General features: G+C 73.0%; 12 protein-coding genes. 1 reads left to right on the forward strand and 11 read right to left on the reverse strand.

Features of this window, described 5'->3' with window-relative positions:
• Positions 1–193 precede the first annotated feature (193 nt).
• From AB0917_RS08500 to AB0917_RS08545, 10 genes are all read right to left on the reverse strand, one after another.
• Positions 194–475, reverse strand: coding sequence for an HU family DNA-binding protein (locus tag AB0917_RS08500; protein ID WP_003968811.1), 282 nt, complete (start codon positions 473–475; stop codon positions 194–196).
• A gap of 378 nt (positions 476–853) precedes the next feature.
• On the reverse strand, positions 854–2,290 hold the full coding sequence (locus tag AB0917_RS08505) for an NAD-dependent malic enzyme (RefSeq protein ID WP_366818736.1): 1,437 nt from the start codon (positions 2,288–2,290) through the stop codon (positions 854–856).
• A gap of 427 nt (positions 2,291–2,717) precedes the next feature.
• A complete protein-coding gene (locus AB0917_RS08510) occupies positions 2,718–5,090 on the reverse strand; it encodes a UvrD-helicase domain-containing protein (protein WP_366818737.1) in 2,373 nt (790 codons plus the stop codon).
• Positions 5,091–5,382: 292 nt separating this feature from the next.
• A complete protein-coding gene (locus tag AB0917_RS08515) occupies positions 5,383–6,042 on the reverse strand; it encodes a CGNR zinc finger domain-containing protein (protein ID WP_366818738.1) in 660 nt (219 codons plus the stop codon).
• A 123-nt stretch (positions 6,043–6,165) separates the two neighbouring features.
• Positions 6,166–7,308 carry a uroporphyrinogen-III synthase gene (locus tag AB0917_RS08520; RefSeq protein ID WP_366818739.1) on the reverse strand — a complete coding sequence of 381 codons (1,143 nt, stop codon included), beginning with the start codon at positions 7,306–7,308 and terminating at the stop codon, positions 6,166–6,168.
• A 134-nt stretch (positions 7,309–7,442) separates the two neighbouring features.
• The gene (locus AB0917_RS08525) at positions 7,443–8,774 is read right to left on the reverse strand and encodes a nitrate/nitrite transporter (protein ID WP_366818740.1); all 1,332 of its coding nucleotides are present in this window, start codon (positions 8,772–8,774) and stop codon (positions 7,443–7,445) included.
• A 131-nt stretch (positions 8,775–8,905) separates the two neighbouring features.
• The gene (locus AB0917_RS08530; RefSeq protein WP_366818741.1) at positions 8,906–10,174 is read right to left on the reverse strand and encodes an acyltransferase family protein; all 1,269 of its coding nucleotides are present in this window, start codon (positions 10,172–10,174) and stop codon (positions 8,906–8,908) included.
• On the reverse strand, positions 10,171–12,318 hold the full coding sequence (locus AB0917_RS08535; protein ID WP_366818780.1) for a glycosyltransferase: 2,148 nt from the start codon (positions 12,316–12,318) through the stop codon (positions 10,171–10,173). The genes AB0917_RS08530 and AB0917_RS08535 overlap by 4 nt, the downstream gene beginning before the upstream one ends.
• A 138-nt stretch (positions 12,319–12,456) precedes the next feature.
• Positions 12,457–13,125 (reverse strand): hypothetical protein, encoded by a 669-nt coding sequence (locus tag AB0917_RS08540; RefSeq protein ID WP_366818742.1) that lies wholly within the window; start codon positions 13,123–13,125, stop codon positions 12,457–12,459.
• A gap of 159 nt (positions 13,126–13,284) precedes the next feature.
• On the reverse strand, positions 13,285–14,256 hold the full coding sequence (locus tag AB0917_RS08545; RefSeq protein ID WP_366818743.1) for a LysR family transcriptional regulator: 972 nt from the start codon (positions 14,254–14,256) through the stop codon (positions 13,285–13,287).
• A 102-nt stretch (positions 14,257–14,358) separates the two neighbouring features.
• On the opposite strand from AB0917_RS08545, the gene AB0917_RS08550 reads away from it, so the two are divergent.
• Positions 14,359–15,639: an MFS transporter gene (locus tag AB0917_RS08550; RefSeq protein WP_366818744.1), complete on the forward strand. Its 1,281-nt coding sequence runs from the start codon at positions 14,359–14,361 to the stop codon at positions 15,637–15,639.
• Between the two features lie 27 nt (positions 15,640–15,666).
• Here AB0917_RS08550 and AB0917_RS08555 read toward each other — a convergent pair whose 3' ends face one another.
• On the reverse strand, positions 15,667–16,014 hold the full coding sequence (locus tag AB0917_RS08555) for a VOC family protein (protein WP_366818745.1): 348 nt from the start codon (positions 16,012–16,014) through the stop codon (positions 15,667–15,669).
• Positions 16,015–16,094 lie beyond the last annotated feature (80 nt).

The following is a 16,094-nucleotide window of genomic DNA, read 5'->3' on the forward strand; positions in this document are numbered from 1 at the left end:
CCCACCCCCGGCACGACCCCCGCCCGGGCGCCTCCCGCCCGTCGACCTGGCCCCCGGGGGCCCTGGACGCGTCCCCGGCCCCCGGGGCGCCCCGGAGCCGTGCGAGGGCCTGTGCGGGGCGCATGTGCCCCTGGCATGCGCGAGGGCGGCCGCTCCTGGTCGGGAGTGGCCGCCCTCATTGCGCCTCGAAGGGTTACTTACCCTTGGCGGCTTCCTTGAGCTTCGAGCCCGCGGAGACCTTCACGCTGTAGCCGGCGGGGATGTTGATCGGGTCGCCGGTCTGCGGGTTGCGAGCGGTGCGAGCGGCACGGTGGGTGCGCTCGAAGGTCAGGAAGCCGGGGATGGTGACCTTCTCGTCGCCCTTGGCGACGATCTCACCGACGGTCTCGGCGAGCGCGGCCAGCACGGCGTCGGCGTCCTTGCGAGTCACCTCGGCGCGGTCGGCCAGGGCGGCCACCAGCTCACTGCGGTTCATGTTGTTACTCCCGTGTTCTTCTTGCCTGTGAGGCGTGAGATCGAAGCCGATGCTGCCAGGGCCCTGTGAGCAGTCCCCGGACCCGGGTCTGATGTCAGACCCTCGCGCCCGATTACGCATCCTGCCCCCACCTGCGGCGGGAAAGCCAATCCGGAACCCTTCAGGGTCAACGAAAAGCGCCACTGTCTGCTCGTGGTGACGTTCCGTCGGCTTCCCTTTGCGGTCCGCAGCGGATGCCGGGCCCCGCGGGGCCCACTGCCCGCCCACCCTAAAGGGGCGTTTGGGGCGCCGCGACCCGCGACGCGCCGTACGGCACGGGCGGGTGCGGCCCGGGGTCTTTCCCGCGTACCCCTTGAGGACGCCGCGAAACGGGTGGGGTCAGACGGAGGCGGAGGGGGCCGATCCGGTGCCCGGGGTGGCCTTGGCGGCCGCACGGACGGCTCCGGCGACCGCACCGGCGACCTTGTCGTTGAAGACGGAGGGGATGATGTAGTTCGCGTTGACCTCGTCCTCGCCGACCACATCGGCGAGGGCACCGGCGGCGGCGAGCATCATCTCCGTGTTGACGGTGCGGGACTGAGCGTCCAGCAGACCGCGGAAGACACCCGGGAAGACCAGCACGTTGTTGATCTGGTTGGGGAAGTCGGAACGGCCGGTGGCCACGACGGCGGCGGTCTCACGGGCGACCGCCGGGTCGACCTCCGGGTCCGGGTTCGCGAGCGCGAACACGATCGCGCCCTCCGCCATCGCCGCGACGTCGTCGCCGTTCAGGACGTTGGGGGCGGAGACGCCGATGAAGACGTCGGCGCCGACGACGGCCTCCTTGAGGGTGCCGGTGACGCCCTCGGGGTTGGTGTTGTCGGCGATCCAGCACAGCGGCGAGTCCGGGGCGGCGGCGACCAGGTCCTCGCGGCCGCTGTGCACCACCCCGTGGATGTCGGCGACGACGGCGTGCTTGACGCCGGCGGCGATGAGGAGCTTCAGGATGGCCGTACCGGCGGCTCCGGCACCGGACATGACGACCCGTACGTCACCGATGTTCTTGCCCACCACGCGCAGGGCGTTGGTCAGCGAGGCCAGGACGACGATGGCGGTGCCGTGCTGGTCGTCGTGGAAGACGGGGATGTCGAGGGCCTCGCGCAGCCGGGCCTCGATCTCGAAGCAGCGGGGGGCGGAGATGTCCTCCAGATTGATTCCCGCGAAGCCGGGGGCGATGGCCTTGACGATCTCCACGATGGCGTCGGTGTCCTGGGTGTCCAGGCAGATCGGCCAGGCGTCGATGCCCGCGAAGCGCTTGAAGAGGGCCGCTTTGCCCTCCATGACGGGCAGCGCGGCCATCGGGCCGATGTTGCCGAGGCCCAGCACCGCGGAGCCGTCCGTCACGACTGCGACGGAGTTGCGCTTGATGGTGAGGCGGCGTGCGTCCTCGGGATTCTCGGCGATGGCCATGCAGACCCGGGCGACGCCGGGGGTGTAGATCATCGAGAGGTCGTCACGGTTGCGGATGGGGTGCTTGGACGCCATCTCGATCTTGCCGCCGAGGTGCATGAGGAACGTACGGTCGGAGACCTTGCCCAGCACGACGCCCTCGATGTCGCGCAGACCTTCGACGATCTCGTCCGCGTGCGAGGTGGAGGAAGCGGCGATCGTGACGTCGATCCGCAGCTTCTCGTGGCCGGACGCTGTGACGTCGAGGCCGGTGACCGACCCTCCGGAGGACTCGACCGCGGTGGTGAGCTGGGAGACCGCGGTGCCGCTCGCGGGCACCTCCAGCCTGACCGTCATCGAGTACGAGACGCTGGGCGCCGTTGCCATGGCCGAGTCCTTCGCTTTCCTCAAGCTTCATTGCTTCGCATCCGGAACCCTCGTTCCGGTCACGCTTCCCGATCGTCGCACCTACCGACTGGTAGCCGGTAATGAGCGCCGCTTTTCGGAAAGCAGTTTCCACCATACGAGAATCCACCCGTTCGGCGGAACCCTCGACGCCGGAAAACACGGCAGGCCGACCCGAGAACGAGAACAGACCCGCGCCACCATCAGGTGACGCGGGTCTGTCTTTTTCGTTTGGGTGGCACCGACCCGCCATGCTCGCCTCGCGGCAAGTGGTCGCTCGAAGCGACGAAGGTTGGGCCCGGGGGCTTGGATCGAGCCGGTGCCACTACCACGGTAACAAAGACCCCGGAGAAGTGATTCCCGTGCGACGGGTTGACTCGCCCGCCGCCGCTCCCGCGGCACGTCCGGGTCAGTCCCGCAGCAGGTCCGGCACCCCGTCCTCGTCCGGCATGTCCCGCTCCCCCGACACCACCGTGAGCTGCTGGGTGGCCCGGGTCAGCGCCACGTACAGCACCCGCAGCCCGGCCGGGGACTCGTCCGCGATCTCCGCGGGCGAGAGCACCACCGTGGCGTCGTACTCCAGGCCCTTCGCCTCCAGGCTGCCCAGCGCCACCACCCGCTCCCCCAGCTCCGCGAGCCACTCGCGGGCCTGGGCGCGGCGGTCCATCGCCACGACCACACCGACCGTGCCGTCCACCTCCGCCAGCAGCCGCCGCGCCTCCTCGCGGACCGTGGCGGCCAGGTCGCCGTCCCCCACCGGCACGAAGCGCGGCACCACCCCGGTCGAGCGGACCGCCGACGGGGACTCCATGCCGGGCATGGCCAGCGCCAGCACCTTCGCGGCCAGTTCCGCGATCTCGGCCGGGTTGCGGTAGTTGACGGTGAGGGTGAAGCGGCGGCGCGGCCGGGAGCCGAGCGCCTCGTCCCGGGCCGTGGCCGCCTCGTCCGGGTCGGACCAGGAGGACTGCGCCGGGTCGCCGACGACGGTCCAGGTGGCGTGGCGGCCCCGGCGGCCGACCATCCGCCACTGCATGGGCGTGAGGTCCTGCGCCTCGTCGACGATGACGTGGGCGTACTCGGTGCGCTCGGCCGCGAGCCGCTCGGCCCGCTCCCACTGGGTCTCCTCGCGCCGCGGCATCAGCTCCTCCAGCCCGGAGAGCTGGTCCAGCGGGTCCATCTCGCGCTTGCGCCTGGGCCGGACCACCGTGCCCAGCAGCGCCTGGAGCTCGTCCAGGAGCGCCACGTCGTGGACGGAGAGCGGGCCGCTGCCGTCGGCCGCGTCCAGCCGCCTGAGGGAGCGCGCCAGGCGGCGCACCTCGCCCTGGTTGAGGATGCGCCGGGACCAGCGGGCCAGCCGCTTCTCGTCGGCCATCGCGGCCAGCACCCGGCGCGGGGTCAGCTCGGGCCACCACGCGTTCAGGAACTCCAGGAACGGCGTCTCGGTGGAGACGTCCTCGTCGAAGGACGAGCGCAACTCCGCCACCAGCTGCGGGTCGGTGTAGCGGCCGCGCCCCGAGGACCTGCTCCACAGGGCGTCGAGCAGCAGCTTGCGGGCGCGCGGGCGCAGCAGGTTGACGGGGGCGGTGCCGCTGAGCACGTTGTTCCGGATGCGGCGGAGCTCGTCGGCCTCCAGCTCGACCCGGGCGCCGAAGGCGACGACGCGCAGCCGGGTCGGGGTGCCGGTGGGGACGCTCCGCGCGGGCTCCTCGCCGAAGGAGAGCTGGCCGTCGGTGTCCGCCTTCGGCGCCTCCAGGGCGCCCCGGGCCGCCTTGCGCAGCACGTGGAGCATCCGGGAGGAGCCCTTGATCCGGGCCACGGCCGGTTCGTCGTAGGTGGTGGCGCCCTCCACCCCGGCCGCCTCCTCCGAGAGCGAGCCGACCGCGCGGATCGCGACCTGGCCCTCCTCACCGAGCGAGGGCAGCACGCCCTCGGTGTAGGCGACCAGGAGCGGGGTCGGGGAGACGACGAGGATGCCGCCCGCGTACCGCCGCCGGTCCTGGTAGAGGAGGTACGCGGCCCGGTGCAGGGCGACGGCCGTCTTGCCGGTGCCGGGGCCGCCGGTGACCTCGGTGACCGAGGCGGCCGGCGCCCGGATCACCAGGTCCTGTTCGGCCTGGATGGAGGCGACGATGTCCCGCATGGTGTGGCTGCGGGCCTGGCCGAGCGCCGCCATCAGGGCGCCGTCGCCGATCACCGGCAGCTTCCCGCCGTCCAGGTACGCCGTCAGCTCCGGGCGCATCAGGTCGTCCTCGACCCCGAGGACCCTGCGGCCCTTGGAGCGGATGACCCGGCGGCGTACGACGCGGCCGGGCTCCTTCGGGGTGGAGCGGTAGAACGGGGCGGCGGCCGGGGCCCGCCAGTCGATCACCAGCGGCGCGTAGTCGGAGTCGAGGACCCCGATCCGGCCGATGTGGAGCGTCTCGGCGATGTCGGCGGTGGCGTCCTGGCGTACGGCGTCGTCGGCCGGCTCGACGGAGGTGAACGCGCCGTCCGGGCCGCGCTCACCGTCCTTGCCGAGGAGCAGGTCGATGCGCCCGAAGAGGAAGTCCTCGAACTCGCTGTTCAGCCGGTTGAGGTGGACGCCCGCCCGGAAGACCTGGGCGTCCCGTTCGGCGAGGGCGCCGGGCGTGCCGACCTGCCCGCGTTTGACGGCGTCGTGCATGAGAAATTCCGCCTCGTCGATCTTCTCTTCGAGGCGGTGGTAAACCCGGTCCAGATGTTCCTGCTCGACACCGATTTCCCGGTCCCGCAGCGAATCGACAGCGGCATCCTGCGCGGCCACCGAGGCCCCCTTCTGACGTGCATTGGGCAGCCGTCAACCTTATGCGACGAGGGGCCCCGGCGCACCTGCCGTCCGCGTCGCGAGTGTTGCGATTGCGCGTCGGAACGTGTGCCGGGGTCACGGAAGCCGAGGCGGCCGGCGCCTCCGGGGCACCTGGGGTCCGTGCCGTCGTGCCGGGGGCGCGGGGAGGTACGCCCGGCCCTGAGGGATGTGCGGGGCCCTGCGGGACTGAGGGGACGCAGGGGGGCGCGGGGAACAGAGCCGGTCGCGCCCTCCGCGGCACGGCGCCGGGTCATGTCTCCTTCGCCGAGAACCCCGGGGCGGCGGCCGTACGGCGCCGGTGCCGGGCGACCCGTTCCCGGTTGCCGCAGATCTCACCGGAGCACCAGCGGCGCCGGCCCCCGCGTGAGGTGTCCAGGTAGAGCCGGTGGCAGGACCCGCCCGCGCAGCGGCGCAGCGCGGCCCGCGCCACCGGGTCGGTGAGCAGGTCCACCGCGTCCCGCGCCACGACCGCCAGGAGCCCCGCGCAGTCGGGTTCGGCGCTCAGGGTCCGTACCAGGGAACCGCCCTCGCCGCGCACCGCGCGCGGGCCCGGCGGGGCTTCCGCCGCGAGGGAGTTGAGCCGGTCGATGGCGTTCCCGTCGCCCGGTCGGCCCAGTTGGGCACCCGCCGGGTCAACTCGTACGTCGGTGTCGGCGAGTTGGGCCGACATCAGCAGGCCCACATCCGCGCGCAACGCCCGGAACCGGTGCAGCCAGCCGGCGTCCAGCGCGCCCAGCGCCGTGCCCGGCGGGACGAGTCCGGCGGCGGCCAGCCACTCCGCGAGCCGCGTGGGGCCGTCCAGTTGTTCCCGGGCGCGGGGTGTCCCGCCCCCGGGCCCGGTGGCCACCAGGTCGAGACAGATCCGGCCGGAGTCGAACCGCCACGCGTACGCGCCCCTGCTGCTCGCCATGCGCCTGTCACCGCCTCGGGATCACCGGCCGGATGCCACCTTCCAGAGTGCCCCCGGCGGAGCCCGGCCGTAACCCCCGCTGCCGTGACGGCCATGAGCGATCACGGGGGCGAGGGTCACCGCTCAGCGCGCGCCCGGCCTGTCCCCCGCCGGGTCCAGCGACAGCCGGTAGCCGCGTTTGACGACGGTCTGGATCAGTCGCGGCGCCCCCAGCGCGGCGCGCAGCCGGGCCATCGCCGTCTCCACCGCGTGCTCGTCGGTGCCGCTGCCGGGCAGGGCCCGCAGCAGCTCGGCGCGGGCCACCACCCAGCCGGGGCGGCGGGCCAGGGTGCGCAGGAGGGCCATGCCCGCGGGCGGCACCGCGCGCAGTTCGTCGTCGACGAGCACGGCGTGGCCCCGGATCTCGACGCGGTGGCCGGCGATGGGCAGGACCCGGGCCCGGGTGGGGAGTTGGGCGCAGACCAGCTGGACGAGGGGGCCCAGGCGGAAGCGTTCGGGCTGGACGACGGGGATGGAGCGGGCCTGGAGCGGGAGGGCGGTGACCGGTCCGACGCAGGCAGCCAGGACGTCGTCGCGCAGCGCCCCCAGGATCTCCGGGAGGAGCCCGCGGGTCTCGGCGCGGCCCAGGAACGAGGCGGCGGCGGGGGCGCTGGTGAAGGTGACGGCGTCCAGGCCCCGGGCGGCGGTGGCGTCGAGCAGCCGGTCGAGCGGGGCGATGTCCTGCGGGGGCATCCAGCGGTAGACGGGGACGCCGACCACCTCGGCGCCCGCCGCCTGGAGGGACTCGATGAAGCCGGGGAGCGGTTCGCCGTGCAGCTGGAGGGCGATGCGGCGGCCCGCGACGCCCTCGCCGAGGAGCCGGTCGAGGACTTCGGCCATCGACTCGGACCCGGGTGACCAGGCCTCGGTCAGCCCGGCGGCCCGGACGGAGCCCTTGACCTTGGGGCCACGGGCGAGGAGTTCGACACCGCGCAGCCGTTCCAGGAGCGCGTCGCCGATGCCCCAGCCGTCGGCGGCCTCCACCCAGCCCCGGAAGCCGATCGCGGTGGTGGCGACCACCACATCGGGGGCGTGGTCGATCAACTCCTTCGTGGCGTCCAGGAGTTCGCTGTCGTCGGCGAGCGGAACGATCCGCAGCGCGGGGGCGTGCTGGACGGCGGCGCCGCGCCGTTTGAGAAGGGTGATGAGCTCCTCGGCGCGGCGGGCGGCGGTCACCCCGACCGTGAAGCCCGCGAGGGGGCCGTGCGTCGTGTCGTCGTCCTGCATGGCGGATTCCCGGCTCTCGTGGTGCTGCTGGTGCGCGGTGTGCGGTGGCCCGAGACTGCCAACCGTGCGTGACAGGCTCGGTTCCCCTGTATTTCCCGGCCGTTACGTCGCCCGTGGGCCGGACGGTCCCCCTTCTACACCTCCACGTAACCGACCTGCGGTTTCGCGGGTACCGGCGCGGGGCGGCGAAGGTATACCAACCAGGTGAGCCCGGAGCACACGGCGTAGAAGGCGAGGAAGGACCAGAAGGCGGCCGTCCCGGTGCCGGAGGTCTGGAAGGACTGGCGGAAGGCGAGGTTGATCGCGAGGCCGCCCAGCGCGCCGACGGCCCCGATGAAGCCCATGGCGGCGCCGGAGAGCCGCCGTCCGTGGGCGGCGGCCGCCTCGCCGACGAGCCCCTTCTCCAGTGCCTGGGCGTGGAAGACGCCGGGGATCATCTTGTACGTCGATCCGTTGCCCAGCCCGGTCAGGACGAACAGGGCGGTGAAGCCGACGAGGAAGACGGGCAGGGACGCGGTGGCGGAGGCGTGGATGACGATCGCGGTGGCGCCCCCCATCGCGGCGAAGGCGGCCAGGGTGATGCGGGCGCCGCCGTGCCGGTCGGCGAGCCGGCCCCCGACCGGGCGGATCAGGGAGCCGAGCAGCGGGCCCAGGAAGGTGAGCGAGGCGGCCTGGAGCGGGGTGCGGCCGAACTGGATCTGGAGGACCAGGCCGAAGGCGAAGCTGTAGCCGATGAACGAGCCGAACGTGCCGATGTAGAGCGCCGAGATGATCCATGTGTGCGGGGAGCGGGCCGCCGCCCGCGCGGCCCCGGTGTCGTTGCGTACGGGCCGGAGGTTGTCCATGTACAGGGCGGCGCAGACGGCGGCCACGACGATCAGCGGGATGTAGACGCCGAGCACGATCCGGGGGTGGGCCGCGCCCAGCGTGCCGATGACGAGGAGGCCGACGAGCTGGACGACGGGGACGCCGATGTTGCCGCCGCCCGCGTTGAGGCCGAGCGCCCAGCCCTTCTCGCGGAGCGGGAAGAAGGCGTTGATGTTGGTCATGGAGGAGGCGAAGTTGCCGCCGCCGATCCCGGTGAGCGCGGCGACCACCACGAAGGTGGCGTACGAGGTCCCCGGCTCCATCACCAGAAACGCGGCCAGCGTCGGGACCAGCAGGCCCACCGCCGTGAGGACGGTCCAGTTGCGGCCGCCGAACCGGGCGACGGCGAAGGTGTACGGCACCCGCACCAGCGCTCCGACCAGGGTGGCGGTGGAGATCAGGAAGAACTTTCCGGCCGGGTCGATGCCGTACTCGGGCCCCATGAACAGGACCATCACCGACCACAGGGTCCAGACGGAGAATCCGATGTGCTCGGAGAGCACGGAGAACCACAGGTTGCGGCGGGCGACGCGCTCGCCCCGCTCCCGCCAGAACGTCTCGTCCTCCGGCTCCCAGGTCTCGATCCAGCGGCCTGCCATCACGCGCCTCCACAGGGGGTCGGGGTGTTGTCCCCGACGCTAGGGAGCGCGCGTTTCGGTGCGGTGCCGTGAGGTGACCGGTGGGCAACCTTGCTCTCACCGGGCCGGAGGCGGCCCGGTGAGATGAGCCCCTACGGCCGCCCGTCCGGCCACAGTCGGGGCCGGCGCCTGGCGGCGACGTCCTCGGCCCAGCCGAAGGCGAGGACGCAGAGCGCGATGAGGGCCCAGGTGACGAGGAGGACGGGTATCCAGCTCTCCAGCAGCCAGGGCACGTTCTCGCTCAGGGCGTCCACGGACCAGAGCCGGTCGTAGAGCGTGGCGGCGGTCAGGATGCAGACGTTGTGCCACAGGTAGACGGTGACGGCCCGCGAGTTGAGCAGGGTGATCGGCCGGGCGAAGGGCCGCAGGCGGCTCGGCCACTCGGTCCAGGAGGGGCTGTAGTGCAGCAGGAGCAGCACGCAGCCGAAGGACCACAGGGCCTGGGCGAGCGGGATGGAGTCCAGGTCGAAGCCGCTGCGGAACCCCTCGTGGCTCGCCCACCACAGTCCGGCGCCGGCGAAGACCGGTGCGATGGACGGCACGATGTAGGCGGGCAGCCGCTTGAGGACGCCCTCCTGGTGGGCCATGCCCAGCACCCAGCAGGCGCCGAAGGTGGAGAAGTCGGTGATGGCGGAGTCGAGCCGTTCGGTGGTGGAGAACAGGTCGAGCCGCAGCACGACGGCGAGCGCCAGGGGGGCGAGCAGCGTCGGCCAGGGCAGCCTGCGCAGGCCGCGCAGGATCAGCGGCGAGAACAGGACGAACCAGAGGTAGGCCCGGATGTACCAGAGCGGTCCGGCGAGTTCCTCCGGCCAGCTCGCGCCGAGGACCCCCTCGATGCCCGCCACGTCGGAGGCGTACGGCGGGTCGCTGAGCGGCAGGATCCAGTACGCCAGGTGCTGCCACCACCAGCCGGGGTGGCTCTCCGCGTCCGGGCCCCACCCCTGGGCGACCATGCCGGTGACGCCGATCGCGCCGAGCAGCCACAGCGGCGGCAGCAGCCGCCGGACGCGGCCGCGGATCACCTGGACGGCGGGCCGCTCGAGGGAGCGGGCCATCAGGGTCCCGGCCAGGGCGAACATGACGCCCATGGAGGGGAAGACGATGGGCAGCCAGGCCCAGCCGGTGAGGTGGTAGAGGACGACCCGGAAGAGGGCGAGCGCCCGCAGCAGGTCGAAGTACCGGTCGCGGACGGCCCCCCGGCGCTCGGGAGCCGGAACCCCGGCCCCGGGGGCCGAGGCGGCCGGGCCGGCGGCCGGCAGCGGCGGGCCGGCCGTCAGGAAGGGCGGGCCGGCGGCCGGAGAGGACGGTCCCGAGGCCGGGAACGGCGGGCCGGCCACCGGGAAGGGCGGCGGTGCGGTCATACGTACGGCCTCCGGTCCACGGCCTCGAACCCGGCGTCGGCAGCGGGTGGCTGCGGGCGCTGGGCGGACATCCCGCCGGGCGCCTCCACCGCGCCCGTGCGGCGCAGCTTCTGCCAGCGCAGCCGGCCGCCGGTGAGAGCGGTGATCCACGACTGGAGCAGCACCACGTACATGAGCTGCCGGTACAGGATCTGCTGGAGCGGCAGCGAGATCAGGTGGACCATCCGCTCCTTGTCCAGCCGGAACGCGTACGCGGCACAGACGGCCTGCACCACCAGCACCCCGAACCACGCCGCCACGGTCTTGGCGGTCGGGCCGAAGACCAGCCCGTACAGCAGGAAGACGTCGATCAGGGGCGCCAGCAGCGGGCCGACGACCATGAAGAGGGAGACGAACGGCAGCCCGACCCGTCCGAAGCGGCCCGAGGGCCCGCGCTCGATGACCGCGCGGCGGTGCTTCCAGATGGCCTGCATGGTGCCGTAACTCCACCGGTAGCGCTGCGACCATAGCTGCTGCACGGACTCCGGCGCCTCGGTCCAGGCGCGGGCGTTCTCCGCGTAGACCACGCGCCAGCCGTCCCGGTGCAGGGCCATCGTGACGTCGGTGTCCTCGGCGAGGGTGTCCTCGCTCATCCCGCCGACCCGCTCCAGGGCCTCGCGGCGGAACGCCCCGACGGCGCCGGGGATGGTGGGCATGCAGCCGAGGACGTCGTACATCCGGCGGTCCAGGTTGAAGCCCATCACGTACTCGATGTGCTGCCAGGCGCCGATCAGCGAGTCGCGGTTGCCGACCTTGGCGTTGCCCGCGACGGCCCCGACCCGGGGGTCGGCGAAGGGCTGGACCAGCTCGCGGACGGTGGACGGTTCGAAGACGGTGTCGCCGTCCATCATCACGACGATGTCGTAGCGGGCGTGCCGGATGCCGTTGTTGAGGGCGGCCGGCTTGCCCGCGTTCTGCTGGCGCACCACCCGTACGCCCGGCAGCCGCATCGCCTCGACGAGGTCGGCGGTGCCGTCGGTGGAGCCGTCGTCGATGACGATGATCTCGATGGGGTGGTCGCTGACGGCCAGGGAGCGCACGGTCGCCTCGATGCACTCGCGTTCGTTGTACGCGGGCACGAGGACGGAGACCGGGCGGGTGAGGGGTTCGCCCCAGCTGAAGTCCTTGCGGCGGACCTTGCGGGCGTGCAGGAAGGAGAGCAGCAGCATCAGCCCGAAGCGGGCCAGGACCAGGACGCCGATGGCGGCGAGGCCGACGACCAGGACGCCGGTGACGCGCTCCGAGACGCTGACGGCGGAGACGAACGCCTTGCCCTTCCAGAGCTCGAAGCCGGTGACCGGGGTGTGCGCGCTGGGGGCGTCGAGGGCGGTGGTGAGCCGGGTGAAGGTGTAGCCCTTCTCCTGGAGGTCCGGCAGCATCCGGTCGAGCGCGGCCACGGTCTGCGAGCGGTCGCCGCCGGAGTCGTGCATCAGGACGATGGCGCCCTTGCCGTGCCTGGGGGTGGCGCGCTCGACGATGGCGGAGACGCCGGGGCGCTTCCAGTCCTCGCTGTCGGTGTCGTTGACGACCGTGAGGTAGCCGCGGCTGCCTATGTACCGGGTGACCGGCCAGGACTTGTTGTCCATGGCCGCGGAGTACGAGGAGTACGGCGGCCGGAACAGCGAGGTGCGCACCCCGGCCGCGCCCGCCAGCGCCAGCTGGTTCTGGGAGAGCTCCCGGTCGATGCGGCTGGTGGACTGGTAGGAGAGGTCGGGGTGGTTGAAGGTGTGCAGGCCTATCTCGTGGCCCTCCTCCACCATCCGCCGGACCAGGCCCGGGTGACGGGCGGCCATGGTGCCGGTGACGAAGAAGACGCCGTGGGCGTCGTACTCCTTCAGCTTGTCCAGCACCCTGGGGGTCCAGACCGGGTCGGGCCCGTCGTCGAAGGTGAGCACGACCCGGCGGTCCGGTAGGGACAGGGTCTTCACGTCGGCGGAGCGGGCGTCGATGACGGGCCCGCCCGTGAGGACCTCCTCGGGCACCTGGCTGGTGGGCGCGGGCGGGCGGACCCGGTGGTCGGCGAGGATCTCGCTGTGCACGTAGCCGCGCAGCATCAGCATGGCGAGCAGGGCGACCAGCAGCATGAAGGGCAGGAGGTAGCGCATGGGGAGCTTGCGCCGGGGCCGCTTGCGCGCGTTGCGCTTCCGTGCGGTGCGCGGCGCCAGGGGCGCCTGGGGTCCGGTGCGCTTCCCTCCGGTCCCCTGGGACCGGTCGTTCCTGCCCCGCGGGGCGGGGTGTGTCATTTAGAGGGCGCTCTCTTCTTCCCCCGGAGGTTCCGGGGACTCGGCGGGAGCGCTCGTGCTGACGGTGGGCTCCGGCTCGGGTGTGGGCTTCGTGGGCTCGGCGGGAGGCTTGGTGGCCGAGGTGGTGGGGGCCGGTTTCGTGGCGCTGCCGCTTCCGGTGGGGTCCGAGGGCGTCACGGAGGGCGAGGCGGACGGGGTGCGGGCCGCGGATCCGGTGGGGCCGGTGACGGCGGTGGCCGAGGGAGCGGTGGGGGTGGAGGGGCCCGGCTCCGGGATCCCGGTCGGCCCGGTGGCCGGGGGGACCGGGTCCGGGTCGTCGGAGGGCTGCGCGGAGTCGCTCGGCGCGGGACGCACCTCGGCCTCCTCCGCCTTCGCCTCCTCCTGCCCGGAGAGCGGCAGCCAGGGGGCGGTGGAGTTGCCGCCGAGGACGGCGAAGACCAGCGTCACGGCGTACGCGGCACAGAGCGAGGCGACCACCCAGCCGAGCCGGCGGTAGGTCTTGCTGCGGCGGCCGCTCTCGTCGACGAAGACCGGACCGTCGGAACCGCCCGGCGGTACGGGCTCGCCGGGCAGCTCGGCGAGCCGGTGTCCCAGCCCGTCCAGCTGCATCGTGACGTCATCGGGTTCGTGCGTGTGCCCGCTTCGAGCACCTTCGCGCCAGTTGTCCACAGGTGTAGCTCATCCCCCACTCAACGAACAGGGCGCCAAAATTGACCGGTTCTTTACTGTCGACGAGCCCCACCTCGTCAACGAGAACAAGCGTCCATGCACCCGAAGGACGAATGTAGCGCACGCCATTGACACCCAAGTCCCCCCCAACGAAGTTGATCAGGAACGGTTGCGCATCAGTGACCGGTCCGCCTCCGGAAGCCAGGCTCCGGAGGGGGGCACGAGCCAGCCTTTTTCCGTACCCAACTGGGCAGTAGCACGACGCAGAGCATCCACTCCGGGGTGGCGCAGACCCCTGCGCCAGACCAGCGTCAGAGGCGAAAGCGGAACGGGATCGACGAGCGGACGCACCACGGCCCCCGGCAGCGGAGGGAAGTCCACCACCGCAAGTACGGGGTGTCCCGCCTTCGCGATGACCCGTTGAAATTCGGCCACGCCCACGGCGAGCGGAACGGGCGGGGCCAGCTCGATGCCCCATACGGCGAACAACTGGGCCGCGAGGTCCGTCCACTCCCGCGTCCGCTCGTTGCCCGCCCCCGCGTGAACGGTCGTCCCCGACAGCTCGGACAGCGGGATGGCCGCGCGCCCGGCGAGGGGGTGGGAGGCCGGCAGCATCAGCGCCATGGGCTCGTACCGCACCGGCTGTACGCGGAGCCCGGCGCGCACCCCGGGGGCGAGCCCGGCGGCCCGGCCGAAGGAGACGTCCAGCCGCCCGGCCAGGATCTCGGAGGCGGCCCAGGTCAGCCCGGACTCGAACCGCGCCATCAGCTCGCACTCCGGAGCCAGCTCGCGGGCCCGCTCCAGCACCCGGGAGGCGGTCATCCCGTCGCTGTTCAGGTCGACGAGCAACGGCCGGGCGGGCCCGCCGCTGAAGGCCGCGGCCAGCTCGGCGTGCGCGTCGAGCACCCGGCGCGCGTACGGGAGCAGACGCTCGCCGTCCGGGGTGAGGGAGACCTGCCGGGTGGTGCGGACGAACAGCTCCGCGCCGAGCTCGCGCTCCAGCCGGCGGATGTCCCGGCTCAGCGCCTGCTGGGCGACGAAGAGGCGGGCGGCGGCCCGGGTGAAGTGCAGCTCCTCGGCGACGGCGAGGAAGGCGCGCAGGAGCCGGGGGTCGGTGTCGGGGGTGGGCACGCGCCGAACCTACAACGCTCCGCCCCATTCACAACAGGGGTGCGTGAATGGGTGGGGAGAAGGTGTTGGACCAAAGAGGCGGGGCGGGGCGAGCCTGGCCCCATGCCGAGATCCCCCGCTGCCCGCACCGTCCCTCCCGTCACCCCCCTGCTCACGGTCGCCGGGGGCCAGCTGGTGGCGGCCCCGCGCGCGGGGCGCGAGCGCCCACGGCGGCCCGCGCCCGCCAACCCCTACCTCCGGCTGCTCGCCACCCCCGGCGCCCGCGCCTTCACGGCGGGGAACCTGATCGCCCGGCTCCCCATGGGGATGCTCAGTGTCAGCGCGGTCATCATGATCGCCGGGTCGCGGGGCTCGTACGCGCTGGCCGGGGCCGTCACCGCGACCGGGCTCGCCGCGACGGCGGTCGTCGCGCCCTTCACCGCCCGGCTGGTGGACCGCTTCGGGCAGGCCAGGATCGCGGTGCCCGCGGCCGCGCTCGCCGTGCTCGGCTCGCTGGCGCTGGTGCTGTGCGTGCACCACGACGCCCCGGCCTGGACGCTCTTCGCCGCGTACGCCGCCACCGCGACGACCCCCAACACCGGCGGGATGTCCCGGGCCCGCTGGGCTCACCTGCACCGGGGCGACCCGGCGGCCCTGCACACCGCGAACTCCTTCGAGCAGGCCGCCGACGAGCTCTGCTTCATGCTGGGCCCGGTCCTGGCGGCGACGCTGTGCGGGGCGCTGTTCCCTGAGGCGGGCACGCTGGTGGGCGCGTTCCTGCTGATGACGGGCGTACTGATCTTCGCCGCCCAGCGCGCGACGGAGCCGCCGCCCACCCCCCGCACCCGGACCGCGCTCTCCCCTCTCCGTACACCCGGCATGCCCGCGCTGCTGGTGGTGTTCCTGGCCACGGGGGCGGTGTTCGGGGCGCTGGAAGTCGTCTCCATCGCCCACGCCGGGGGCGCGATCCTGGCGCTCCAGGCGGCGGGGTCCTGCGCGGCGGGGCTGCTCTACGGTGCGCTGCGGCCCGCCCGCGACGTCCGGCGCAGGCTGCTGCTCTGCCTGGCCGGGATGACGGCGCTGATGTCCCTGCCGCTGCTGGCCGCCGCCTCGACGGCCTCCCTGCCCGTCCTGGCGCTCTGCCTGCTGCTGGCGGGTGCGGCGACCGCACCCACCATGGTCACGGGCATGACGCTGATCCAACGCGCCACGCCTGCGGGCCGGTTGAACGAGGGCATGACGCTCTCGGTCACCGCGCTGCTGGGCGGGGTGGCGGCCGGGGCGGCCACGGGCGGCGCGCTGGTGGAGCACGCGGGGACGGTCTTCGGCTACGCGGCCCCGATGAGCGCGGCGGCCCTGGCCCTGGTCATCGCGGCGGCGGGGACGGCTGTGCGGCGGCCTTGAGGGATGCCCCACACGTGGGGACGATGGTCAGCGGTGGCTCAGCACGTTGACCACGCGGCCGTTGGGGTCGCGGACCATGAACCGCCGCACGCCCCACTCCTCGTCCTGCAACGGATGAACGATCTCCGCACCGCTCGCCCGCACGACCGCGTGGGCCGCGTCCACATCGTCGACCTCCACGCTCAGGTCGGGGGTGACGGGGGCGGTCTTGTCGCTGGTCACCAGGCTGACCTGCGCCGACGGGTTGGACGGCGAGGCGAGCGTCACGATCCAGCCGTGGTTCATGACCTCCTCGAAGCCCAGCAGGCCGTAGAACTCCCGGCTCTCCCGCAGGGCTTCCGACCGGACGAGGGGCATGACACGGCGAACGGCCATCGACGGCTCCAGATGAGAGGGGACAGGAACGCTGGGATGTCCACACTTACCAGAACCCGCCCTCGGCACTCACCGTACGT

Source organism: Streptomyces sp. NPDC007346 (genome assembly GCF_040703535.1).
Classification (GTDB): Bacteria; Actinomycetota; Actinomycetes; order Streptomycetales; family Streptomycetaceae; genus Streptomyces.

What these genes read in the sequence shown, in the direction of transcription:
- AB0917_RS08500 (WP_003968811.1), bottom strand. Translation starts at nt 475, where the DNA reads ATGAACCGCAGTGAGCTGGTGGCCGCCCTGGCCGACCGCGCCGAGGTG.
- AB0917_RS08555 (WP_366818745.1), bottom strand. Translation starts at nt 16,014, where the DNA reads ATGGCCGTTCGCCGTGTCATGCCCCTCGTCCGGTCGGAAGCCCTGCGG.
- AB0917_RS08505 (WP_366818736.1), bottom strand. Translation starts at nt 2,290, where the DNA reads ATGGCAACGGCGCCCAGCGTCTCGTACTCGATGACGGTCAGGCTGGAG.
- AB0917_RS08515 (WP_366818738.1), bottom strand. Translation starts at nt 6,042, where the DNA reads ATGGCGAGCAGCAGGGGCGCGTACGCGTGGCGGTTCGACTCCGGCCGG.
- AB0917_RS08535 (WP_366818780.1), bottom strand. Translation starts at nt 12,318, where the DNA reads ATGCGCTACCTCCTGCCCTTCATGCTGCTGGTCGCCCTGCTCGCCATG.
- AB0917_RS08550 (WP_366818744.1), top strand. Translation starts at nt 14,359, where the DNA reads ATGCCGAGATCCCCCGCTGCCCGCACCGTCCCTCCCGTCACCCCCCTG.
- AB0917_RS08530 (WP_366818741.1), bottom strand. Translation starts at nt 10,174, where the DNA reads ATGACCGCACCGCCGCCCTTCCCGGTGGCCGGCCCGCCGTTCCCGGCC.
- AB0917_RS08525 (WP_366818740.1), bottom strand. Translation starts at nt 8,774, where the DNA reads ATGGCAGGCCGCTGGATCGAGACCTGGGAGCCGGAGGACGAGACGTTC.
- AB0917_RS08520 (WP_366818739.1), bottom strand. Translation starts at nt 7,308, where the DNA reads ATGCAGGACGACGACACGACGCACGGCCCCCTCGCGGGCTTCACGGTC.